Source organism: Streptomyces sp. NPDC003691, assembly GCF_053981115.1.
This window is the reverse complement of the sequence record NZ_JBSFNQ010000015.1, coordinates 38,100-59,248: the sequence shown is the minus strand read 5'-3', so window position 1 is coordinate 59,248 and position 21,149 is coordinate 38,100. Positions and strand designations below refer to the sequence as shown.

Here is a 21,149-nt window from a genome sequence, read left to right as displayed (position 1 = left end):
CCGCGACGGGCGGGGGCGGCCGCCGGGCGGCATCCGGCCGCCGCGGGCCGCCCCGGGAACGCCGCCGCCCGACGTCAGCCGCGGACGGCCGGAGCGGTACCGAAAAGGGGCGCGAGGACGAGTTCGGCCGCGCCCCGGGCCACCAGGTGCGGGCCGCCGTTCGCGAGGGCGACCGGGATACCGGCGCGGCGGTGCACCTCGTCGACGAACAGCTCCGCCACCGCTCCGTCGCTCTCGATGATCCGGCCGCCGAGCAGCACCCGGTCGATATCGAGGAGCGCGACGAGGTTCGCGGCTCCGACGCCGAGTATCCGGGCGGCCCCGGCGAGGTCGCCGCGGGCGACGGCCGCCAGGCAGAGTGCCTCGATGCAGCCGCGCCGTCCGCAGCCGCAGACGGGTCCGTCCAGTTCGATCACCTGGTGGCCGAACTCCCCGGCGCCGGTGCGGCCGCCCCGGTGGACCGTGCCGTCCAGGACGAGTCCGGCGCCGAGGCCGGTGCCCAGGTGCAGATAGGCGTACGAGTCCCCGGATACCGCTCCCGGCCCGAGCCCGAGGGCCCCCGCGTTGGTGTCTTTGTCGAGGACGGTCGGCATGGCGAGCCGGGCGGCGACGGCGTCCCGCAGGGGGTAGCCGTCCCATTCGGGGAAACGGGTGACCCGGCGGGTGATCCCGGCCGCGTGGTCGAGGGGCCCCGGCATCGCCACGCCCACCCCGAGCACCGCCCCCCGCGCCTCCGCGGCGAGCAGTGCCTCCACCTCCGCGGCCGCCCGCTCCACCACGGCTGCGGCGCCCGCGCCCAGGTCGAGCGGGGTCACCCGGGCGGCGACCACGGCTCCGTACAGATCCACCAGCACCACGGTCAGCTCGTCGCGGTCGAGGTGGAGCCCCACGGCATGGCGGGCGCCGGGGACCAGCCGGAGGACGGTCCGGGGCTTGCCGCCGGTGGAAGCGCGCTGCCCGGCCTCGGCGACCAGGCCGTCCGCCCGCAGCCTGGCGACGATCTTGCTGACGGCCTGGGGGGTGAGCCCGGTCCGCGCGGCCAGCCCGACCCTGCTCAGCCCACGGTCACGGGCGGCCCGCAGCAGGGCGAGGACCAGGGCGGTGTTGTGCTCGCGCAGGGCGGGCAGATTGGCTCCACCGCGGCTCCCGGCAACGGCGGCGACGGCGGGCACGGCAGCGACGACAGCGGCAGGGACAGCGACAGTGGCAGGGACGGCGGAGACCGCGGCGGCGGCCCGCCCGGAGCCGGTCCCGCCGGAGCTGCCCGCAGCCGTAGCGCCCGTACCGCCCGGGCCCGTACCGCCGCCGCCGCCCGGAGCCGTACCGCCTCGCCGTGCGCCCTCCGCTTCCGCCGGGGCCGGACCCCCGCCGGCCGGAGCCGTACGGCCGGAACTCCTCCGGCCCGGCTCCGTACGGCCGTCCCCGTGTCCGTGTCCGTCCCGGTCCCCGCCACCGGCCGCCATCGCCCCCGGATCGGGGCGCGATCCGCCCCCGCTGCTCTCTTCCACTCCCCCATTCTCGCCCTTGCTTGCGCTTTGGCAACAGCGTTGCTTAAGTGACGCCCATGACGACTGGAACGACGACCGGAACCGATACGGACACCGGCCCCGACCGCGGCACCAGCACCGGCCGCCCTCTCTCCGTGGGGCTCATCGGCTACGGCGTGGCCGGCTCCTTCTTCCACGCCCCGCTGATCGCCGCTGCCGAGGGCCTCGTCCTCGACACGGTCGTCACCTCCGCTCCGGACCGGCAGGAGCAGGCGCGGGCCGCGTTCCCCGGGGTACGGATCGCCTCCTCCGCCGACCGGCTGTGGCGCCGGGCGGGCGAACTCGACCTCGTCGTCATCGCGTCGCCCAACCGGACGCACGTCCCCCTGGCCACCGCCGCGCTCCGGGCCGGGCTCGCGGTCGTGGTCGACAAGCCGCCGGCCGCGACCGCCGCCGAGGTCCGTGAGCTGGCCGCGCTGGCCGCCGCGCGCGGACTGCTGCTCTCCGTCTTCCAGAACCGCCGCTGGGACGGCGACTTCCTGACCGTCGCCGACTTGGTGGCGAGCGGCGAGCTGGGCGTGGTCCAGCGCTTCGAGTCGCGGTTCGAGCGGTGGCGGCCGCAGCCCAAGGGCGGCTGGCGGGAGTCCGGCGACCCCCAGGAGATCGGCGGGCTCCTCTACGACCTCGGCAGCCATGTGGTCGACCAGGCGCTGACCCTGTTCGGCCCGGCGGTCCGGGTGTACGCGGAGTCCGATGTACGGCGGGGCGGCGCGGAGGCCGACGACGACACCTTCTTCGCCCTCACCCATGCGAACGGCGTCCGCTCCCATCTGTGGGTCAGCTCGACGGCGGCGCAGCTCGGCCCGCGCTTCCGGGTGCTGGGCTCGCGGGCCGGGTACACCGTGCACGGCCTGGACCCGCAGGAGGCTGCGCTGCGGGCGGGGCGGCGGCCGGTGCGGGGCGAGCCGTGGGGTGTGGTGGAGGAGTCCCGGTGGGGGCGGATCGGTGCCGGGGAGCCGGCGGATACGGGCGGCGGGCGGCCGGTCCCGACGGTGCCGGGTGACTATCCGGCGTACTACGAGCTGATCGCCCGGGCGCTGCGGGAGGGGACCCCGCCGCCGGTCACCGCCGAGCAGGCGACGGCGACCATGGCCATCCTGGAAGCGGCCCGTCGTTCCGCCCGTGAGGGCATCACCGTGGAGGTGCCGACCGTATGACCGCTGCCACGCCCGCCGCATCCGGCCCGGACGAGCCGACCGTGGTGCGGCCGGTCACCGGTGCCGCCACGGACGGTCCGGGGGTGGAGGAGCTGTGCGCGCAGGAGCGGCGGCTCGTACTGGACCGGTTCACCCACTCGGACGCCTGGGCGCTGGGCACTCTGCTGGTGGAGATGGCCCGGCTGCGCAACGCCCCGGTCGCGGTCGACATCCGGCGGGGCGGCCAGCAGCTCTTCCACGCGGCACTGCCGGGCTCCAGCCCGGACGACGACGCGTGGATCGACCGGAAGCGGCGGGTGGTGGCGCGGTACGGGGAGAGCAGTCTGCTGGTGGCGGCCCGGTACCGGTCCCGGGGCGTGGGCTTCGAGGAGGCCGCGCGGCTCGCCCCGGCGCGCTATGCGGCGGTCGGCGGCTCGTTCCCGCTGGCGGTGGCGGGGGCGGGGGTGATCGGGGCGGTGACGGTCTCGGGTCTGTCGCACCTCGACGACCATGCGCTGGCCGTCGAGGCGCTGGAACGGTTCCTGGCGACGACGCGGACGCCGTCGGGGGTGTGAGGGCGGTTCCTCCCGCCCTCACACCCCCCTTGCGCCAGGCGTCCTCCGGAGCCGCCCCTTCCCCTTCAGGATCAGCCGTCCTCCGGATTCAGCCGTCCTTCGGATTCAGGCGTCCTTCGGATTCAGGCGTCCTTCGGATTCAGGCGTCCTTCGGATTCAGGCGTCCTTCAGGGTCTGCCGCTGACGGCCCAGCCCGTCGATCTCCGCCTCGACGACGTCCCCGGCACGCAGATAGCGCGCGTCGGCGCCCCGGCCGAGGGCGACCCCGGCCGGAGTGCCGGTGTTGATGACGTCGCCGGGGTAGAGCGTCATAAAGCGGCTGATGTACCGGACGACGTCCGCGACCGGGAAGATCTGGTTCGCCGTCGAGCCGTTCTGCCGCAGTTCGCCGTTGACCCGGAGCCGGAGCCCGAGGGCCTGCGGGTCGGGCACCTCGTCCGGGGTGACCAGCCACGGGCCGAGCGGGTTGAACGTCTCGCAGTTCTTGCCCTTGTCCCAGGTGCCGCCGTGCTCCAGCTGGAAGGCGCGTTCGGAGACGTCGTGCGCGACGGCGTATCCGGCGACGTACGCCAGGGGGTCCTCGTCGTCGCCGATGTACCGCGCGGTACGGCCGATGACGACGGCCAGCTCGACCTCCCAGTCGGTCTTGGTGCTGCCGCGCGGGACGAGAACGGTGTCGTACGCGCCGACGACCGTGTCCGCCGCCTTCAGGAAGAGGACGGGTTCCGCGGGTGGTTCGGCACCGGTCTCGGCGGCGTGGTCGTGGTAGTTGAGCCCGACGCAGACGACCTTGCCGATCCGGGCGACGGGCGGGCCGACCCGTACCTCGCCGAGGGCGTCGAGGACGGGCAGTACGCCCGCGCCCGCGGCGGCCCGGATCCGGTCGAGGGTGAACGGGTCGGCGAGCACATCGCCGTCGATGTCGTCGACGAGTCCGGTCAGATCGCGGAGGGTCGTTCCGTCCTGGTCGAGCAGTGCCGGACGTTCGGCGCCCGCCGCGCCGATCCGCAGCAGTCTCATGGTGTCTCTCTCCTGGCCTCTTCTGGTCGGCCTGATGGCGTTGATTCCCGTACGCGTCCGGACGATGGGCAGCGGCCATCGGCGGGCCTTCGGAGGATCGAGTGCTGTTGATCTTCCAAGATGTCCGGAACGCTCCGCAAGACCGCGTTCATTCCCTGGGACGGGCCTCCGGCGCAACGGCGGGCAAGGGGGTCACAGGGGGTTGGCGAGCGCGCCGGCGGCCGGCATGTCGCGGTAGAGGAGGATGCGTTCGGCGGCGCTCCAGGTCGTGCTGGTCACGATGTACAGGGCGGCGGCGAGGGGGACGACGGCGACGGTGATCAGGGTGCCGAAGGAGAGCAGGGGCAGCAGCTTCGTCATGGCGGCGGCGCCGGGGAGCGGCGTGTCGCCGAGGGCCGCGGGGCCGGATGCCATCTGCTGCTTCGTCCGCCGGTAGTTGACGACGGCGACCAGGGTGACGAGCGCGAAGAGCGCGAGATAGACGAGGCCGCGGTCGCCGAAGAAGCCGCCGTCGGCGAGGGCCTCGTGCCAGCGGCCGCCGAGGGGCGCGGCGAGGAGGGTGTGGTCGAGGAGGGCGTTGGGTTCGCCGCCGATGCTGCCGCTGGAGAACAGGTGGTAGAGGAGGAAGAAGGCGGGGAGCTGGAACAGGCTGGGCAGGCAGCCGGAGAGGGGTGACGCCTTCTCCTTGGCGTAGAGGTCGAGCAGGGCGCGCTGGAGGCGCTCCGGGTTCTTGCCGTGCTTCTTGCGCAGGGCGGCGACCTGGGGCGCGAGCCGGGCGTTAGCCTTCTGGCCGCGGGCGGCGGCGCGGGAGAGGGGATGGACGGCGAGCCGGACGAGGGCCGTGAAGAGCACGATGGCGGCGGCGGTGGCGGAGCCGTGGAACAGAGGGGCGAGGAGGTCGGCGAGGCGCTCGACCAGCTGGGCGAAGACGGACAAGGAGAGCCCTCCGGGGGTCTCGTACAGCCGGATATGTCAGATACGCCGGATTCGGCGGACATGCGGATATACGGCAGCACCCGTGGAGGGAGAGAGACGACTACACGGCCGCTGCCCGGAGGGCCCGGCCGGGGGCCCGGGGCCTGGTGCGCCCCCGGGCGTCGGGGTCGCGTTGCGGCAGGAAGGCGGTACGGCGCTCGCGGTCGCGGATGGCGGTACGGACGCGGGTGCGGGGCACCGGCGGCGCGGAGCGGGCGCTGATCACGGCACAGACGACGAGCGCGGAGCCCGCCGCGGCGGTGGCGGCGGCCGCGAGGGCGAGGGCGGCGGAGAAACCGGCGCCCGAGCCGTCGGTGAGGAGGACGTCGAAGACGAGGACGAGGGAGAGCAGGACCGCGTGGAAGGCCCGGCCGGCGCGGCTGTGCGCGTCCATCGGTGCCTCCCTTCCGCCTGCGGTCCGTCGGCTCAGCGTACCGGCTGCTCAGGGCTGCCGGGGGCGGGTGGAGACGAGTTCTCCCCAGACGATCAGACGGTAGGCGGAGCTGAACTCGGGAGTGCAGGTGGTGAGGGTGAGATAGCTGCCGGGTTCGCGGTATCCGGCGCCGGCGACGGTGCGGGAGCGGGGGACGGGGCGGATCACCCCGGTGTCCCCGGGGGAGGTACGGGCGAGGTGCCGCCCGACCTCGTAGACATGGACCGCGTCCCGGGTCTCGATCCGGATCTCGTCGCCGGGGCGGAGGCGGTTGATGTAGCGGAAGGGCTCGCCGTGGGTGTTGCGGTGCCCGGCGAGGGCGAAGTTGCCGGGGCGGCCGGGCGGGGCGGTGCCGGGGTAGTGACCGACGTACCCCTTGTCGAGGACACCCTTCCTGGTGACACCGCGGGCGACGGGGGCGGTGACGCCGAGACGGGGGATGCGGATGACGGCGTAGGCGCGTTCCCGGCGGGGCACGTCCCCCACCTCCCGTGCTTCCTCCCTCACCTCCTCCTTCACCTCCTCCCCCTCCCCTCCCTCTCTCTCCTCCACCACCCACTCCCGTTCCAGGGCGTGTACGGCGCGGTCGGCACCGGCGCGGGCCTGCCGGTTGGTCCACCAGAGCTGGTGGACGACAAGGAGCAGCACGACGATTCCGAAGGTCACAGCGGCCTCGGCGGCGCCCCGGAGCACCCGGGCGGCCCGGGCCCGGGCGCGGCTCGCGCGCCCCTGGACGAGGACGGGCATCCGATGGGGCCGCTGCTGCCGTATCCGCACGGGCGCACGATAGGCGCGGGCGCGACAGGTCACCAGGGCCGCACACCACTCGATTCCCGCCCGCGATCGTCCCGGCCCCGGGCCGCCCGCCCGGCGCGCGGCAGTACGGTGTCACCCATGCGCCCCGACACGCCTGCCGCCCACACCACCGAAGCCGAGCGTCTGCTGCGCACCGCGGAGCAGTATCCCGAGGACCGGGAGCCCCTGCTGCTCCGCGCCGCGGCCCATCTCGAACTGGCCGGCGACCGTGAACGCGCCTCCACCCTCTACGACGGCCTCCTCGCCGCCGACCCGGAGCACCCCCTGCTGGTGAAGGCCCTCCAGGCCTCGAACCTCTGGGAGTACGGCCACGAGGCCGAGGCCCGGGCCCTGATCACCGGCATCCGCTCGGCCGCCCCGGCGGACCCGGCGCCGTGGGAGACGATCGCGGAGACCCTGGAGTCGCACGACGAACTGGAGGAGTCGCACGCCTGCTTCACCGAGGGCATCACCCTGCTGCTCACCCCGGGCGACGACGACATCCCCTACGACACCCAGCCCCTGCTGACCGGCCGCCACCGGGTCCGCAGGCTGCTGGGCCGCCCGCACGACGAATGGGACCGCCTCGCGGACAAGGTCCACACGGCCCACTCCCCGATCTCCCTCGACGAACTCCACGACCCCAACCGCCTCTGGGCCCTGGGCTCCGACAACCCGGCCGAACTCCGCGCCGAAATCGCCCGCCTCCGCTCCGAACTGGGCTCCTACCGCTCGGCGCTCTCCCGCCCCTTCCCGGTGGCGGTCCTCCACTGGCCGGCCGCGGAATTCACCGAACTCCTGGCCGCCCATCCGGCCCTGGCCGCCGAGTACCCCTCCCACGAGGGCCATCTGGCGTCCATCGAGTCGTCCCTGCGCGACCTGTCCTCCACCGGCACCGCCAACCTGGGCATCGTCACGGCCACGGTCCCCTCCTACGAGGCCTTCGCCGCGGCCGAAGCCTCCACCCCCACGAACCCGGCCCTGCTCCCCCAATACACCACCACCCTGGCGGCCCGCGGCCGCGCCCTCCCCTGGCCCCCGCCGAAGGGGGCGCCGTGCTGGTGCGGCTCGGGGGCGGTGTACCGGGAGTGCCACGGCAGTAGCTGATTCCCGTCCGGCTGTCGGTGATACCTGATATGTCTAGCATCGTTGCAGTCGACACGGACAGGTCCGGGGGGACACAGCGCTATGCCAGGCATCACCGATGGTCGCGAACCAGTTGCAGGATTGTACGAACAGCTCATCACGGTGCGGCTGGAGAAGCAGTTGGCCCGTCTCCGCAGCATGGACGACTGGCGGATCATCGAGGACGAGGTCGGCGCAGAGTCAACGCCCCATATCCTCGCCCGACACATTGCCACTTCGGTACATCATGCGCTGAAGCAGTTGAAGCATGACGATCAGGTCGAAGCTGCCAACCACATCCTCGAAGCGATCGCATCACTGACCGATGTGCAAGGCTGGTCGGATCTCTCACTGACCGTCGACCGTATTGCCGCTGGCCCCCGCCAACTCCTCGCTCTGGCAGAGCAGGAAGAGAAGGGTGTCTTTGCCATCCGGCCAGCGACCCCGCTGTCCGATGCAGCCCTGATCACCAACTCTCCCGACGACCCAAGTCTCGGCTTTGAGTTGCGAGCCGAACTGGCAACCGCCGACCGAGTCGATCTGCTGTGTGCGTTCGTAAAATGGCACGGCCTTCGTGTGCTGGAGCAGTCATTGACCGCCGCCCACGCCCGCGGCGTCCCCATCCGTGTCATCACCACGACTTACATCGGAGCGACAGAGCGCCGCGCCCTCGACAAACTGGTCGATAAGTTCAACGCCGAAGTAAAGATCAACTACGAGCTTCGGGCGACACGGCTCCACGCCAAGGCATGGCTCTTTAGGCGAAACAGCGGCTACGACACGGCCTACGTGGGCAGCTCCAACCTGTCGAAGGCGGCACTCCTCGATGGGTTGGAGTGGAACGTACGCCTCTCCTCAGTGACCACCCCGGACGTCCTACGCAAGTTCACCGCCACTTTCGATTCCTACTGGAGCGAGCGAGCATTCGAGGCGTACGACCCCCAGAAAGATGCCGATCGGGTCGACCAAGCGCTCCAGCAGGCCAGTCGGGGCACGACGGGTAGCTCAACAGGCCCCCACATCACCCTGTCAGGGCTGGAGGTACGCCCCTACCCTCACCAGCGCGACATGCTGGAGCGGCTCGACGTGGAGCGGGTCGTTCATGACCGACACCGCAACCTGCTGGTCGCGGCCACCGGTACCGGCAAGACGGTGATGGCTGCGCTTGACTACAAAAACCTGCGCAAACAGCACGGCCGAGATCTGCGCCTACTCTTCGTCGCCCATCGACAGGAGATCCTGCGGCAGTCTCTGCGCACCTATCAGGATGTACTCACCGACGCCAACTTCGGCGAAGAAATGCATAGCGGGATCATCCCGAAAGAGCGGAATCACCTCTTCGCCAGCGTCCAATCCCTACACGCTCAAAACCTGGACGGGTTTGCACCCGATCATTTCGATGTCATCGTGATCGATGAGTTCCACCATGGCGTATCCCCGACTTACAAGAAGATCATCGATCACTTCACTCCCATCGAACTACTGGGTCTCACCGCCACACCTGAGCGCATGGACGGCAGAAACGTTCAGGATGAGTTCTTCGATGGGCGGATCGCCGCAGAGCTTCGACTCTGGGAAGCGCTAGAGAACGATCTGCTGAGCCCCTTCCACTACTTCGGGATCACTGATAACACGGATCTGGGAGCCATCTCCTGGAAGCGCGGTTCATACGACGCCTCCGAACTGAGCAACCTCTTCACAGGGAATAACGCGCGCGCCCGATTGGTCATCAAGGCCGTACTGGACAAGGTCAGCGACCCCCACGCGATGCGCGCTCTGGGTTTCTGCGTGTCCGTGGCACACGCGGAGTTCATGGCGGAGTCCTTTAGGCAAGCCAACTTCCGTGCCATCGCCCTCTCTGGAGCCACCCCTCGCCAGCAACGCAAAGAGGCGCTTGACGCCTTGCGCGCCGGCGAAATCCAGGTCATCTTCTCGGTTGACCTCTTCAATGAGGGGCTTGATGTCCCTGACGTTGACACGCTTCTCCTGCTTCGCCCGACCGCCAGCGCAACCGTCTTCCTGCAACAGTTGGGGAGGGGGCTACGCAGGAGTGATGAAAAGGCCGTGCTCACCGTCCTGGACTTCATTGGCCAGCACCGCAAGGAGTTCAGGTTCGAGGAACAGTTCCGGGCGCTGACGAACCTCACTCGTAAGCGCTTGATCGCCAGCATGGAGGCAGGCTTCCCGCAACTCCCCTCGGGATGCCAGATCATCCTGGAGCCCAAGGCAAAGAGTCTCATCATCGACAATATTCGGAGCCAGCTGAACGTCAACGTAAACCAACTGGCCACCGAGGTGGGAAGGTACCGAGAGTCGCAACTAGCGGACTACCTTCGCGAAAGCGGTCGCGAAATCAAGGAGATCTACCGCAGCGAGAAGAGCTCCTGGACAAACTTGCTGCGCCGGTCCCAACTGCTCGACACCGCGGCCCTGGAGGGTGAGGAGAAACTGCTGAAACGCATTCCGGCCTTCCTCCACGTCGACGATCCCGCCCGCGCAGCGACCTACAGCCAACTCCTCGAAGACGATGCCCCTACATACGAGGAGCTCGGCGACCGCGAACAGGCTTACGCTCGGATGTTCTTCTTCTCGCTCTGGCCGCTGGGCGGCTTCGCCAGCTACCAGGAGGGGTTTGACCTCCTCAAGCCGCAGCATGACTTCCGCGGGGAACTCCGTCAGGTCCTGGCTCACGTGCTCGACAAGGTCGACCACCTGCCCATCCCACTAGATGGCCCGCTGGCCGAGGTACCTCTTTTCGTGCACGCGTCCTATAACCGCGAAGAGATCCTGTCTGGCCTCGGCGAAGCATTTATCGGAAGTCGTAAACCAGGAGAGTTTCGGGAGGGTGTCCGCTGGTGCCCCAGGATCGCGACTGATGCCCTTCTCATCACCCTCGAAAAGAATGAGAAGGACTTCTCGCCCCAGACGCGCTACCGCGACTACGCCCTGAGCGACTCCCTCTTCCATTGGGAAACCCAGAACAACACCTCAGAGACCACAACGGTCGGAAAGCGGTACCAGAACCACCGATCCGAAGGTTCCCACATCCTCCCCTTCGTGCGCCGCTACAAGCAGACGGACATCGGCGGCCCCCAGCCCTGGATGCTGCTCGGGCCAGCGCAGTACGTCTCCCACCAGGGCAACAAACCCATGGGCATCACCTGGCGACTTCAGCACGGGATGCCCGCCGACGTGTGGACCTACTCGACGATCGCCACAGGGTAACCACCTCACCACTTTGCCTGACAGGGCATCAGGTTTGTGGTAAGCCTCCAGGCGTCGAACGAACCACCGCAGGTGGAGGACAAGCCGGCGCTGCACCACGCGCCTTCAAGCGCTCGCCGGCCCGATCAAACGATCGAGCCGGCGAGAATCTTTCTGGCCTGAAATGGGCACTTTGTGATCGCTGAGTGCATCGGCTTCATCACGACTCGGCATCATCTGCACCCATCACCCCCCGTTTCCCCGTCCGGAACGCCATGCTCAGCCCTCTCGGTTCGGTTCTGTCTGTCTTGGGGTGCACATGTCGCCGATATATGCGCGTGGGCGCATCGCTCTAACCACTGTCGGGGTTGCCGCCCTGCTGGGGGCGTTGGTCGGTTGTGGAGTGGAAACGGCTGGAAAGGAGGACACGGCGCCGGGAAGCACGGGAGTGGGTACTGCCGAGGCGTCCGCCACGGGCTCTGATCAGGGGAGTCTGTTGTTGCGGGACGACGAGGGGCAGGCCCGGACCGCCAAGGAGTTGACGGTCGCGGTGCTGGAGAACGACGCCGTGAACCTTCCCGACGGGACCGGGAAACCGCTGGTCCAGGCGTTCGAGGACGGGGATGTGCAGGTTGCCGTCGAGAGCGGGCCCGGGAGTGGGACCGCGACGGTGAAGGACGGGGCGATCGTCTATACGTCCAATGCCGATTTCGAGGGCGACGACCGGATTCACTACCGGGTGACGTTCAAGGGGGGCAAGGCCCCCGTCACCGCGAGCGGGATCCTGGACATCCATGTAGCTCCCGGCGAGAAGTAGCCGGTTCTCCCCGTTCCCGGCGGCCGGCCTCGGGGGGTGGCCTGGTGGCCGCCGGGAACGGGACGCCCGCGGCGGCCGGGGGGACAGAGCCGGTCGCCGCAGTACCCGGAGGGCCCGGGTCGTGATGGGCCCTCTGCCGGAAGAACGGGCGGGGGCCCGGGGTGGTTCAACCGGGGCGGGGATTTTCCGTACGGGGACGGGTCAGCCGCCGAGCGCGTGCGCCACGGTGTAGATCAGCAGGCCGGCCAGTGCGCCGACCACCGTGCCGTTGATCCGGATGAACTGAAGGTCCCGGCCGATGTGCGCCTCGATTTTGCGGGAGGTGTGCTCGGCGTCCCAGCTCGCCACGGTGTCGGAGATCAGCGAGGTGATCTCGCCGCGGTAGGTCGTGACCACATAGACCGCCGCATCCTCGATCCAGCCGTCCAGCTTGCCCTGGAGCCGCTCGTCCGTCGCCAGCTTGGCGCCCAGGCTCAGCAGTGAGGCCCGTGCCCGCAGACGCAGCTCGCTCCGGTCGTCCTCGGCCGCCGACATGATCATGGCGCGGACGGAGGACCAGGCCGAGGCGATGATGTCCTGGACCTCGGTACGGGCGAGGAGGTCCGACTTCATCCGCTCCACCCGGGCCCGGGTCTCCGTGTCGGACTGGAGGTCGGCGGCGAAGTCGGTGAGGAAGCGGTCGATGGCACCGCGCGCCGGGTGGCCCGGCATATCGCGCATCTCGGTGACGAAGCGGAGCAGCTCGCGGTAGACCCGCTCGCCCACCTTGCGGTCCACGAACCTCGGCGTCCAGCCCGGCGCCCCGCCCTCGACCGCGTCCATCACGGAGTCGGCGTGCAGCACCAGCCAGTCGTGGGCGCGGGCGCAGATCAGGTCGACGGACTTGTGGTGGGCGCCGTCGGAGACCACCTTCTCCAGGGTCTTGCCGACACCGGGCGCGATCTCGACCGCGTTCGCCCGGCGGGTGATCGCCTCGCCGACCACGGCCTGGACATCGGAGTCCCGCAGGACCGTCAGCGCCCCGCGCAGGGCCGTGGACAGCTCGGCGGTCACCCGGTCCGCATGGGACGGTTCGGAGAGCCACAGACCGAGCCTGCGGCCGATCCCCAGGGCCCGCAGCCGGCCCCGTACCACGTCCTCGGAGAGGAAGTTCTCGCCGACGAAGGAGCCCAGCGACGCACCGAGCTGGTCCTTCTTGTTCGGGATGATCGCCGTATGCGGGATGGGGATGCCCAGGGGGTGCCGGAACAGCGCGGTCACGGCGAACCAGTCGGCGAGGGCGCCGACCATGCCCGCCTCGGCCGCGGCGGCCACATAGCCCGCCCAGGGGCCCGCGCCGCTGTTCTTCGCCCAGGTCGCAAGGGCGAAGACCAGGGCCACGAAGAGCAGCAGGCCCGTCGCCATCGCCTTCATGCGGCGTACGCCCCGCTGCTTCTCGGCGTCCGCCTCCGTATAGGCGAAGGAGGGCAGGCCGGTGCGACCGGGACGGGCGGGGCGCGGTCCGCCCGTAGCCCTGCCCTGGCCGTCCGGCCGTTCCGTTTGCTCCCGGTCCGTACTGTTCATCCTGCTCCACCCGTCCGTGCGCACCCCGTACACATTGTCCCTGTCTCAGGGACTCCCGGGATGCGGCCGGAGTTCCCGCCGCGCGGAACCGGATGCCGTTCAGCCCAGCTGACGGTGGTCGTCCCCCTTGCTGAGACGCCCCTGGTCGCGCTGCTCCTGCTCGCGCTCCGCCTTCAGTCTCAGCCGGTCGGCCTTGGTCCGCTTGCGCCGGACGCCGACCCCGCCCATCAGGGCCAGGCCCAGGATGCGGATGCGCGGGGCGTTGGGGTCGGGGTAGGAGTCGTCGCCGCCGTGCTCGCCGAAGCCGCCCATGAAGCCGAAACCGTTGACCTCGACCGTCACCTCGGGCGGTACGGTGACATCGATTCCGCCCATGATCGCCCAGCAGCGGATGGTGACCTCGCGGTCCTCGAAGTGAGCTTCCCGGAGGTCCAGCTCGCCGCCGCCCATCAGGGTGAAGGCGTTGAAGACCCTGGGCACGGTCCAGCGGCCGCGGCGGCCGAAGCCGCCCCAGACGGCGAAGGCCATCTTGGAGGTGCCCTTCCCGCCGATCCGCTCGGTCCAGCGCTGCGGCGCGGCGTCGGCCGCGGGGGCCGCCGGGGCGGGGCTGTGCGAGGGGCCGCCGGACGCGATCACCGGCAGATCGCTGACGATCGGTTCCAGTTCGCCGTGGGTCCGGGCCCGGTAGGTGGCGTCGAGGCGTTCGTTGAACTCCTCCATGCTGAGCCGGCCCTCCGCCACCGCCTCCCGGAGTCGTTCGGCGATCCGTTCACGTTCGGTGTCCGAGGCCCGCATCTCAGGGAGTTCGCTCATACGGAAAGGATAGTCAGCCCGCGGCGCGGCTCCCGGGGCGTTCCGCGTACATCCTGGCGATGACGGCCTCGATGTCCGGTTCGCGTACCGAGAGATCCACCACGGGGTACGTGGCGGCGAGTTCGGCCACCAGCGGGGCCGCCGACCGGCCCGCCGGGAAGGCCAGCCACTGCCGCGGCCCCTCCACCCGCACCGTACGGGCCAGCGCGGTCTCCAGCGGCGGCAGCTCGCGCGCCAGGTCGACGACGAGGGTGCGTTCGCCGTCGCCCGCCTCGTGCAGGCCGGCCAGGTCGCCGTCGTACATCAGCCTGCCGTGGTCGATGACCATGACCCGGCGGCACAACTGCTCGATATCGGTGAGGTCGTGGGTGGTGAGCAGGACGGTGACGGCCCGTTCGGCGTTCAGGTCCCGCAGGAATTCCCTGACCTTCGCCTTGGAGACCACGTCGAGGCCGATCGTCGGCTCGTCGAGATAGAGGACCTCGGGGTCGTGCAGCAGGGCGGCCGCGATATCGCCGCGCATCCGCTGGCCGAGCGAGAGCTGCCGTACCGGCACGTCCAGCAGGTCGCCCAGGTCCAGCAGCTCGACACAGCGGTCCAGATTCTCCCGGAACCGCAGGTCGGGGATCCGGTACATCCGGTGGACGAGCCGGTACGAGTCCCTCAGCGGCAGGTCCCACCAGAGGGTGGTGCGCTGCCCGAACACCACCCCGATCCGCCGGGCCAGCCGGGTGCGTTCGCGCGAGGGGTCGATCCCGGCGACCCGCACCCGGCCGCCGCTGGGGGTGAGGATGCCGGTGAGCATTTTGATCGTGGTGGACTTCCCGGCGCCGTTGGGGCCGATATAGCCGACCATCTCGCCGCGCCGGACCGTGAAGGAGATACCGTCCACGGCCCTTACCTGCTGCTTCTCCCGGCGCAGGAAGCCCGCCCGCCGGTGGACGTCGAAGACCTTCTCGACGCCGTCGAGTTCGATGACCGGGGGGTCGGCGGGGTCGGCGGAGTCGGAAGAATCGGCGACCGGGGACGGGGTCGGGGCCGGGAGGCGGGGGGTGTCGGGCATACGGGTCAGCTCCCTGTGCTGCGGTAGGTACGGAGGCCCGCGCGCCACGCCAGCCCGGCGAGTACACAGCAGCCCGCGGCGGCGAACGGCGGCGCGAACGCGAACCACTCGGGTACGCCGACCGGATAGGGCCGCCCCAGTACATAGAGGCCGGGCAGCCAGTTGACGAAGGCCAGCGGTACGACGAAGGTCACGCCCCGCACCAGGTCCTGGGCGAAGACCGTCGGCGGGTACTGGAGCATGGTGATCCCGCCGTAGGTGAAGGCGCTCTGCACCTCGGCGGCGTCCTGGGCCCAGAACTGGAATGCCGCCCCGGCGACGAACACCGCCCCGAAGAGCACCCCACCACTGATGATCATGACCGGAACCAGCAGCACCTTCAGCGGGGTCCAGGCCACGTCGGTGACGGCCAGCCCGTAGCCGAGGACCACCAGGCCCTGGGTGACCCGGCCGAGCCGGCGGAGCGCGAAGCGGTCGGCGGCGAGCTGGGCGAGGACCGGGACGGGCCGGACCAGGAGGGTGTCGAGGGTGCCGTCGCGTACCCGCCGCCCCAGCCGGTCGGTGGAGCCGAGGAAGAGGTCGGTCAGGCCGAAGGCGGTGGAGGCGGTGCCGTAGAGGAAGGCGATCTCGCCGAGCGGATAGCCGCCGAGGGCGTCGACGTGGGAGAACATCAGGACCACAGCGACGAAGTCGAAGGCGCTGAAGGCGAAGCTCGCGAAGAGGGAGAGGGCGAAGGACGTGCGGTAGGCCAGGGTGGAGCGGATCCACATGGCCGTGATCAGCCCGTACGCGCGCAGCCCGGCCACAGCCTCGTGGAGGCGGCCGGGGCGGGTGTCCGGATGTCCCGGGAGCCTCGCCGGGGGTGAGTCGGCGGGAGTGGGGGCGGGCGCGCTGCCCGTTGCCAGGTCCGGGTCCGGTGCCGGTGCCAGGTCCCGGTCCGGGTACGCCTCAGGGGCATCCGGGTCACCGGGAGCCGCCGGGGCCGCCCGTCGTCCCTCCTCGTCGCCGTACGCGACCAGCCGCTCAGCCACCCTGCACCACCACCCTCCGGGTCGCCGCCGACTGGAGGAGCCGTCCGGCCGCCAGCAGGACCGCCGCCCAGCCCGCCTGGAAGGCGTAGGCGCCCGCCAGCTCCCAGCCCGGGTACGTGCCCAGCAGCACATCGGCCGGGACCTGGAGGTACGAGGACCACGGCAGGGACCGGGCGATCTCGCCGAGGAGGCCGGGGAAGACGTTCAGCGGCAGCAGCATGCCGGAGAAGAACATCCCCGCCAGCGCGCTGAGCTGGGTGATCCCGGTGCCGTCGAGCAGCCAGAAGGCGGAGAGCGCCACCAGGAACCGGACGGCGAAGCTGACCACCAGCCCCAGCCAGACCGCGAGCAGGAACGCGGCCCAGGTCAGCGGGGAGGCGGGCAGGGCGAGTTCGAAGACGAACGCGCCGAACACCACGGGGATCACCCCGCGGCCCAGCAGCTGGAAGGCGGCCCGGCCGAGGTCCCCGGCGAGCCAGAACAGCTGGAGGTCCGCGGGGCGGTAGAGGTCGATGGCGATATCGCCGCTGCGGATCCGCTCGATCAGCTCGTTCTCGAAGCCGCCGCCCATCATCGCGGAGGCCGCCAGCAGCGCCTGGCCCAGCCAGACGTAGGTCAGGGCCTGTTCGGCGTCGTATCCGCCGAGCCGGGGGCGCTGCTCCCAGAGGGCCAGATAGGTGGCCGCGATGATGCAGCCGAAGACGGTGTTGGTGAAGATCCCCGCCGCGGTCGCGATCCGGTATGCCGCGTATCGGCGGAATCCTCCGACGGCCACGGTTCCGTACAGCCGCACGTGCGTTTCCCTCCCCGGGCGCCGGTCGTTGTTCTCGGTATCGCGTACGGACCGCGTACGCGGCGGGCGCGCACCGCGTGCGGTGCACCGCCGACGGGCCGTACCCGGACCGTCGCCGTGCCAAAACGCTGGAGCCTAGTACGGGGTACCGCGCCGCGCGACCCGTTTTCGCCGGAATCCACACCCGTGGGGGTCCGGGGAACAGCAGACCGAAAAGTGCAGTATGTGCCTATGAGTGAGCAGCCACCGCAGCAGGGCCGGCCCCCCCGGGACGAAACGGCGGCCCGGGGCTGGCCGGGGCCGCGGGACGGAACGGCGCCCCCGCCGGGCGGGCGTCCGGGCGAGGGGCCCCGGACCGGCCGGCGCCGGCGGATCCTCACCTGGCGGAGGCTGCTGGCCGGGTTCGTGATCGTGGCCGCCCTGCTGGTCGGCGCGTTCGCCGCCGGTTACGCCCTGGTCCACATTCCGTCCGCGAACGCCACGGCCGTCGCCCAGTCGAACGTCTATCTGTACGAGGACGGCAGCCGGCTCGCCCTGGACGGCGAGGTCAACCGGGAGAACGTCCCCCTCTCCCAGATCCCGCTGACGGTGCAGCGGGCGGTGCTCGCCGCCGAGGACCGCGACTTCTACTCCGAACGGGCGGTGGACCCGAAGGCGATGGTCAGGGCCGCCTGGAACACCCTGACCGGCAAGGGCAAACAGTCCGGCTCGACCATCACCCAGCAGTACGTCAAGAACTACTACCTCGGCCAGGAGCAGACGCTCTCACGGAAGTGGAAGGAGTTCTTCATCGCCATCAAGCTGGGGCGGGAGCAGAGCAAGGGCCAGATCCTCCAGGGCTATCTGAACACCAGCTACTTCGGCCGCAACGCGTACGGCGCGCAGGCCGCGGCGCAGGCGTACTACGGCACGGACGTGTCGAAGCTGACCACCGCCCAGGGCGCCTATCTGGCCTCCCTGCTCAACGCGCCGAGCGCGTTCGACGTGACCACTCATCCGGAGAACCGGCCCGCCGCGCTGGCCCGCTGGAACTACACGCTCGACGGCATGGTGAAGACCGGCTGGCTGAGCCCGGCCGAACGCGCGGTCACGGTCTTCCCCGATCCGCAGAGCGCCCGGCCCGCCACCGGTCTCGCCGGGCAGCGCGGCTATGTCGTCCAGGCCGTGGAGGAGTATCTGACCTCGGAGGGCATCGTCGACGAGAAGACCCTGGCGGCGGGCGGCTACCGGATCACCACCACCCTGGAGCGGGCCAAGCAGGACGCGTTCGTCCGGGCCGTCGACGACCAGGTCATGGACCGGCTGGACCCGGACCGGCGGGCCGCGGACCGCAATGTGCGGGTGGGCGGCGCGGCGATCGACCCGGAGTCGGGGCGGGTGGTGGCGCTGTACGGCGGGGTCGACTACACCCGGCAGTACGTCAACAACGCGACCCGCCGCGACTACCAGGTGGGCTCCACCTTCAAGCCGTTCGTGCTCACCGCCGCGGTCGAGGAGGGCGCCCGGACCCGGGACAGCCGCCGGATCACCCCGAACACGGTGTACGACGGCAGCGACCGACGGCCCGTCCAGGGCTGGAGCGGGGCCAGGTACGCCCCCGAGAACGAGGACGGCGTCTCGTACGGCCCGATCACCGTACGGACCGCCACCGACCGCTCGGTGAACTCGGTCTACGCCCAGCTCGCGGTGGATGTCGGCCCGGCGCGGGTGAAGCGGACCGCGATCGCCCTGGGCCTGCCGGAGAGCACCCCCGATCTGTCGGCGTCGCCGTCGATCGCGCTGGGGCCGGCCACCGCGAGCGTGCTGGACCTGGCCGGGGCGTACGCGACGCTGGCCAACCACGGCAGGCACGGCCGGTACACCCTGGTGTCGAGCATCAGCAAGGACGGCACGACGGTCGGGCTCCCGGCGCGCGACGAGCGGCAGGCGGTGAGCCGGGAGGCCGCCGATACGACGACGTCGGTGCTGCGGAGCGTGGTGGAGAGCGGTACGGGTACGGCAGCCCTGTCGGCGGGCCGCCCGGCGGCCGGGAAGACGGGCACCGCGGAGGAGGACAAGGCGGCCTGGTTCGCGGGGTACACCCCGCAGCTGGCGACCGTGGTGGCGGTGATGGGCCAGGACCCGGAGACGGGGGTGCAGAAGCCGCTGTACGGGGCGATGGGCCTGCCGAGGGTCAACGGCGGCGGGGCGCCCGCGCAGATCTGGGGGCAGTTCACCGGGGACGCGCTGGAGGGCACCGAGATCACGGACTTCGAGCTGGTACTGGAGCCGGGGGCCTACGAGGAGCCGTTGGAGACGCAGCCGTCGTCCCCGGGGGCGGAGTCGGGGCAGCCGTCGAGCGCCGGGCCGCCGCGCGAGGCGGAGCCGGTGCCGCCGGGCTCGCTGGTGGAGCCGCCGCCGGCCGTCGGGCCCTCGCCGCCGCCGGACACCGTGCCGTCGCTGCCGGTGGCCCCCGGAGACCTGCTGCCACCGGCCGGCGCCGGGCCGCCGGTCCCGCCGGGCCCGGTGGACGGGGTGTTCCGGGACCAGCAACTGCCGGGGACGGCGGTGGACGGGGGTACGGGGCTGATGCCGAGCCCGCGGGCGGCACGGCGGCAGTACTGAGCGGGGGCGTACGGGACCGGTCGAGCCGGGCGTACGGCCGCGGGCGTACGGGACTGGTCGAGCCGGGCGTACGGGGCCGGTCCCGGCAGGGCGGCCGGGGCGTACGGGGCCCGGGCCGCCGGGCCCGGGAAACGGCGTACCGGCCGCCGGGAAGTGCGCCCCGGCGGCCGGTGTACTGGGGTGGCAGGCACGGCGGCCCGCGGACCGGGTCCATGGGCCGCCGTGCCGCGGGGCCGTGAGTCAGCGGCCGTGGGCCCGAGCGGGTGAACCGCGGCCCCGACCGGAGGTCAGTGGCCGGACGTCGCCTTCAGGCCGACGACCGCGACCAGCAGCAGCGAGACGAAGAAAATCCGCGCCGCGGTGACCGGCTCATTGAGGATGGCCATACCGAGGATCGCAGCACCGGCGGCGCCGATACCGACCCAGACCCCGTAGGCCGTACCGATCGGCAGTGTCTTGGCGGCCTGGGCCAGCAGATACATGCTGGCGACGATGCCCGCGCCGGTGAACACACTGGGCCACAGCTTGGTGAAGCCCTCGGTGTACTTCATCCCGATCGACCAGCCGACCTCCAGCAGACCGGCGATGATCAGCAGAACCCATGCCACGACGGCACCTCCGAGACGTTCGAAGCTCCACAGGAGCTACTTCTGGGGGTGCGTCGTCTTTGCGAGAAAACCCGGTACGGCGCGTCTCGTCGGGATGCCCCTACCTTAGCAAAGGGCAGGCAAAAGCCCCGGTGATCCCGGTCACCGGGGCGGGCAGGACAGGGCAGGGCGGGGCGATCAGGATCCGGCGTACGGGTACGGGATCAGAGGTAGAGGCCCGTGGAGTCCTCGGAGCCCTGGAACCGGTCGGCGGCGACCGCGTGCAGATCGCGCTCCCGCATCAGTACGTACGCCACGCCCCGCACCTCGACCTCGGCCCGGTCCTCGGGGTCGTACAGCACCCGGTCGCCGGGCTCCACGGTGCGGACGTTCTGCCCGACCGCGACCACTCCCGCCCAGGCAAGCCGGCGGCCGACCGCCGCCGTCGCGGGGATCACGATGCCGCCGCTGGAGCGCCGCTCGCCCTCCGGGATATCGGTCCTGACCAGCACCCGGTCGTGCAGCATCCGGATCGGGAGCTTGTCGTGCTGGGCGTTCTTGTCCTGCGTGGTGTTGGCGCTCACGCGTGCAACCTACCCGCAGCCCGTCCGGACGGGGTCCGCCGGGGGGCGGTGGGCCGGGCCGGCACGGCCGCTCAGCCCTTGTGCCTGCGGGAGGAGACCGCGAGCAGTCCCACCAGGCCGACGACGACCGCGGCCACCGGAAGCAGCCGCTCCAGACGGGGCGAACCGTCCTCGCCGACGAACTTGGCACGGACATCGCCGACGGCGCGCTGGACGGCGTCCATCGCCCGGCCCTTGGCCTGGTCCACCTGAGAGGCGACCTTCGCCTTGGCATCACCGACGATGGTCTTCGGGTGCACCCGCACCCCGATCTCGTCGAGCGTCTCGGCCAACTGATCGCGCCTGCGCACGATGTCCGCCTCGATTTGCGCTGGGGTCCTCGCGTCCGACACCGCGCCGCCTCCGTGGTTGGTTCCGTGACCGGACCGGATCCGTGCGGATCCGGCATTTCCTCATCGACAGTCTGTCAGCTCGGCGGGCCCCG

The 21,149-nt window shown here is 71.0% G+C and carries 19 protein-coding genes and 1 riboswitch; of the genes, 6 read left to right on the top strand and 13 right to left on the bottom strand.

Annotated features, from left to right (window positions below):
• Positions 1-74: 74 nt before the first annotated feature.
• On the bottom strand, positions 75-1,172 hold the full coding sequence (locus ACWDR0_RS10185) for an ROK family transcriptional regulator (protein WP_456351190.1): 1,098 nt from the start codon (positions 1,170-1,172) through the stop codon (positions 75-77).
• A gap of 392 nt (positions 1,173-1,564) precedes the next feature.
• On the opposite strand from ACWDR0_RS10185, the gene ACWDR0_RS10180 reads away from it, so the two are divergent.
• Both ACWDR0_RS10180 and ACWDR0_RS10175 read left to right on the top strand, forming a co-directional pair.
• A complete protein-coding gene (locus tag ACWDR0_RS10180) occupies positions 1,565-2,704 on the top strand; it encodes a Gfo/Idh/MocA family oxidoreductase (RefSeq protein WP_456351189.1) in 1,140 nt (379 codons plus the stop codon).
• Positions 2,701-3,258, top strand: a complete 558-nt coding sequence (locus tag ACWDR0_RS10175) for a heme-degrading domain-containing protein (RefSeq protein ID WP_456351188.1) — start codon at positions 2,701-2,703, stop codon at positions 3,256-3,258. Before ACWDR0_RS10180 ends, ACWDR0_RS10175 begins: the two co-directional genes overlap by 4 nt.
• A 156-nt stretch (positions 3,259-3,414) precedes the next feature.
• On the opposite strand, the gene ACWDR0_RS10170 is transcribed toward ACWDR0_RS10175, so the two are convergent.
• The 4 genes from ACWDR0_RS10170 to ACWDR0_RS10155 form a co-directional block, all read right to left on the bottom strand.
• Positions 3,415-4,278, bottom strand: a complete 864-nt coding sequence (locus tag ACWDR0_RS10170; RefSeq protein ID WP_456351187.1) for a fumarylacetoacetate hydrolase family protein — start codon at positions 4,276-4,278, stop codon at positions 3,415-3,417.
• Between the two features lie 192 nt (positions 4,279-4,470).
• Positions 4,471-5,214 carry a YidC/Oxa1 family membrane protein insertase gene (locus tag ACWDR0_RS10165; protein ID WP_456351186.1) on the bottom strand — a complete coding sequence of 248 codons (744 nt, stop codon included), beginning with the start codon at positions 5,212-5,214 and terminating at the stop codon, positions 4,471-4,473.
• 100 nt (positions 5,215-5,314) lie between these two features.
• The gene (locus ACWDR0_RS10160) at positions 5,315-5,647 is read right to left on the bottom strand and encodes a DUF6412 domain-containing protein (RefSeq protein ID WP_456351185.1); all 333 of its coding nucleotides are present in this window, start codon (positions 5,645-5,647) and stop codon (positions 5,315-5,317) included.
• A gap of 48 nt (positions 5,648-5,695) precedes the next feature.
• Complete coding sequence (locus ACWDR0_RS10155; protein WP_456351266.1) at positions 5,696-6,433, bottom strand: class E sortase; 738 nt, start codon at positions 6,431-6,433, stop codon at positions 5,696-5,698.
• 147 nt (positions 6,434-6,580) lie between these two features.
• Between ACWDR0_RS10155 and ACWDR0_RS10150 the strand changes: the two genes are divergently transcribed.
• From ACWDR0_RS10150 to ACWDR0_RS10140, 3 genes are all read left to right on the top strand, one after another.
• Positions 6,581-7,588 (top strand): SEC-C metal-binding domain-containing protein, encoded by a 1,008-nt coding sequence (locus tag ACWDR0_RS10150; protein ID WP_456351184.1) that lies wholly within the window; start codon positions 6,581-6,583, stop codon positions 7,586-7,588.
• A gap of 81 nt (positions 7,589-7,669) precedes the next feature.
• Entirely contained in the window at positions 7,670-10,831 is a 3,162-nt protein-coding gene (locus ACWDR0_RS10145) for a DUF3427 domain-containing protein (protein WP_456351183.1), read from the top strand.
• Positions 10,832-11,309: 478 nt separating this feature from the next.
• Positions 11,310-11,627, top strand: coding sequence for an Ig-like domain-containing protein (locus tag ACWDR0_RS10140; protein ID WP_456351182.1), 318 nt, complete (start codon positions 11,310-11,312; stop codon positions 11,625-11,627).
• Positions 11,628-11,828: 201 nt separating this feature from the next.
• On the opposite strand, the gene ACWDR0_RS10135 is transcribed toward ACWDR0_RS10140, so the two are convergent.
• From ACWDR0_RS10135 to ACWDR0_RS10115, 5 genes are all read right to left on the bottom strand, one after another.
• Positions 11,829-13,190 (bottom strand): DUF445 domain-containing protein, encoded by a 1,362-nt coding sequence (locus ACWDR0_RS10135; protein ID WP_456351181.1) that lies wholly within the window; start codon positions 13,188-13,190, stop codon positions 11,829-11,831.
• 99 nt (positions 13,191-13,289) lie between these two features.
• Complete coding sequence (locus tag ACWDR0_RS10130) at positions 13,290-14,003, bottom strand: DUF1707 SHOCT-like domain-containing protein (RefSeq protein ID WP_456351180.1); 714 nt, start codon at positions 14,001-14,003, stop codon at positions 13,290-13,292.
• Positions 14,004-14,016: 13 nt separating this feature from the next.
• Positions 14,017-15,066, bottom strand: coding sequence for an ABC transporter ATP-binding protein (locus tag ACWDR0_RS10125; RefSeq protein WP_456351179.1), 1,050 nt, complete (start codon positions 15,064-15,066; stop codon positions 14,017-14,019).
• Positions 15,067-15,071: 5 nt separating this feature from the next.
• Positions 15,072-15,872, bottom strand: coding sequence for an ABC transporter permease (locus ACWDR0_RS10120; protein ID WP_456351265.1), 801 nt, complete (start codon positions 15,870-15,872; stop codon positions 15,072-15,074).
• 217 nt (positions 15,873-16,089) lie between these two features.
• Positions 16,090-16,890 carry an ABC transporter permease gene (locus ACWDR0_RS10115; protein WP_456351178.1) on the bottom strand — a complete coding sequence of 267 codons (801 nt, stop codon included), beginning with the start codon at positions 16,888-16,890 and terminating at the stop codon, positions 16,090-16,092.
• Between the two features lie 231 nt (positions 16,891-17,121).
• On the opposite strand from ACWDR0_RS10115, the gene ACWDR0_RS10110 reads away from it, so the two are divergent.
• Positions 17,122-19,494 carry a transglycosylase domain-containing protein gene (locus tag ACWDR0_RS10110; protein ID WP_456351177.1) on the top strand — a complete coding sequence of 791 codons (2,373 nt, stop codon included), beginning with the start codon at positions 17,122-17,124 and terminating at the stop codon, positions 19,492-19,494.
• 287 nt (positions 19,495-19,781) lie between these two features.
• Here the strand turns inward: ACWDR0_RS10110 and ACWDR0_RS10105 are convergent, their stop codons facing one another.
• The 3 genes from ACWDR0_RS10105 to ACWDR0_RS10095 form a co-directional block, all read right to left on the bottom strand.
• Positions 19,782-20,102, bottom strand: coding sequence for a DMT family transporter (locus ACWDR0_RS10105; protein ID WP_006349122.1), 321 nt, complete (start codon positions 20,100-20,102; stop codon positions 19,782-19,784).
• A gap of 47 nt (positions 20,103-20,149) precedes the next feature.
• A riboswitch (guanidine-III (ykkC-III) riboswitch) is annotated at positions 20,150-20,224 on the bottom strand.
• An 81-nt stretch (positions 20,225-20,305) separates the two neighbouring features.
• Positions 20,306-20,608, bottom strand: a complete 303-nt coding sequence (locus ACWDR0_RS10100; RefSeq protein ID WP_153485104.1) for a GroES family chaperonin — start codon at positions 20,606-20,608, stop codon at positions 20,306-20,308.
• 128 nt (positions 20,609-20,736) lie between these two features.
• A complete protein-coding gene (locus ACWDR0_RS10095; RefSeq protein ID WP_456351176.1) occupies positions 20,737-21,057 on the bottom strand; it encodes a DUF3618 domain-containing protein in 321 nt (106 codons plus the stop codon).
• Positions 21,058-21,149: the final 92 nt, after the last annotated feature.

Coding starts and splice junctions, on each gene's coding strand:
- ACWDR0_RS10175 (WP_456351188.1), top strand. CDS start 2,701: ATGACCGCTGCCACGCCCGCCGCATCCGGCCCGGACGAGCCGACCGTG.
- ACWDR0_RS10155 (WP_456351266.1), bottom strand. CDS start 6,433: ATGCCCGTCCTCGTCCAGGGGCGCGCGAGCCGCGCCCGGGCCCGGGCC.
- ACWDR0_RS10170 (WP_456351187.1), bottom strand. CDS start 4,278: ATGAGACTGCTGCGGATCGGCGCGGCGGGCGCCGAACGTCCGGCACTG.
- ACWDR0_RS10110 (WP_456351177.1), top strand. CDS start 17,122: ATGAGTGAGCAGCCACCGCAGCAGGGCCGGCCCCCCCGGGACGAAACG.
- ACWDR0_RS10100 (WP_153485104.1), bottom strand. CDS start 20,608: ATGCTGCACGACCGGGTGCTGGTCAGGACCGATATCCCGGAGGGCGAG.
- ACWDR0_RS10125 (WP_456351179.1), bottom strand. CDS start 15,066: ATGCCCGACACCCCCCGCCTCCCGGCCCCGACCCCGTCCCCGGTCGCC.
- ACWDR0_RS10135 (WP_456351181.1), bottom strand. CDS start 13,190: ATGAACAGTACGGACCGGGAGCAAACGGAACGGCCGGACGGCCAGGGC.
- ACWDR0_RS10150 (WP_456351184.1), top strand. CDS start 6,581: ATGCGCCCCGACACGCCTGCCGCCCACACCACCGAAGCCGAGCGTCTG.
- ACWDR0_RS10130 (WP_456351180.1), bottom strand. CDS start 14,003: ATGAGCGAACTCCCTGAGATGCGGGCCTCGGACACCGAACGTGAACGG.
- ACWDR0_RS10160 (WP_456351185.1), bottom strand. CDS start 5,647: ATGGACGCGCACAGCCGCGCCGGCCGGGCCTTCCACGCGGTCCTGCTC.
- ACWDR0_RS10180 (WP_456351189.1), top strand. CDS start 1,565: ATGACGACTGGAACGACGACCGGAACCGATACGGACACCGGCCCCGAC.
- ACWDR0_RS10145 (WP_456351183.1), top strand. CDS start 7,670: ATGCCAGGCATCACCGATGGTCGCGAACCAGTTGCAGGATTGTACGAA.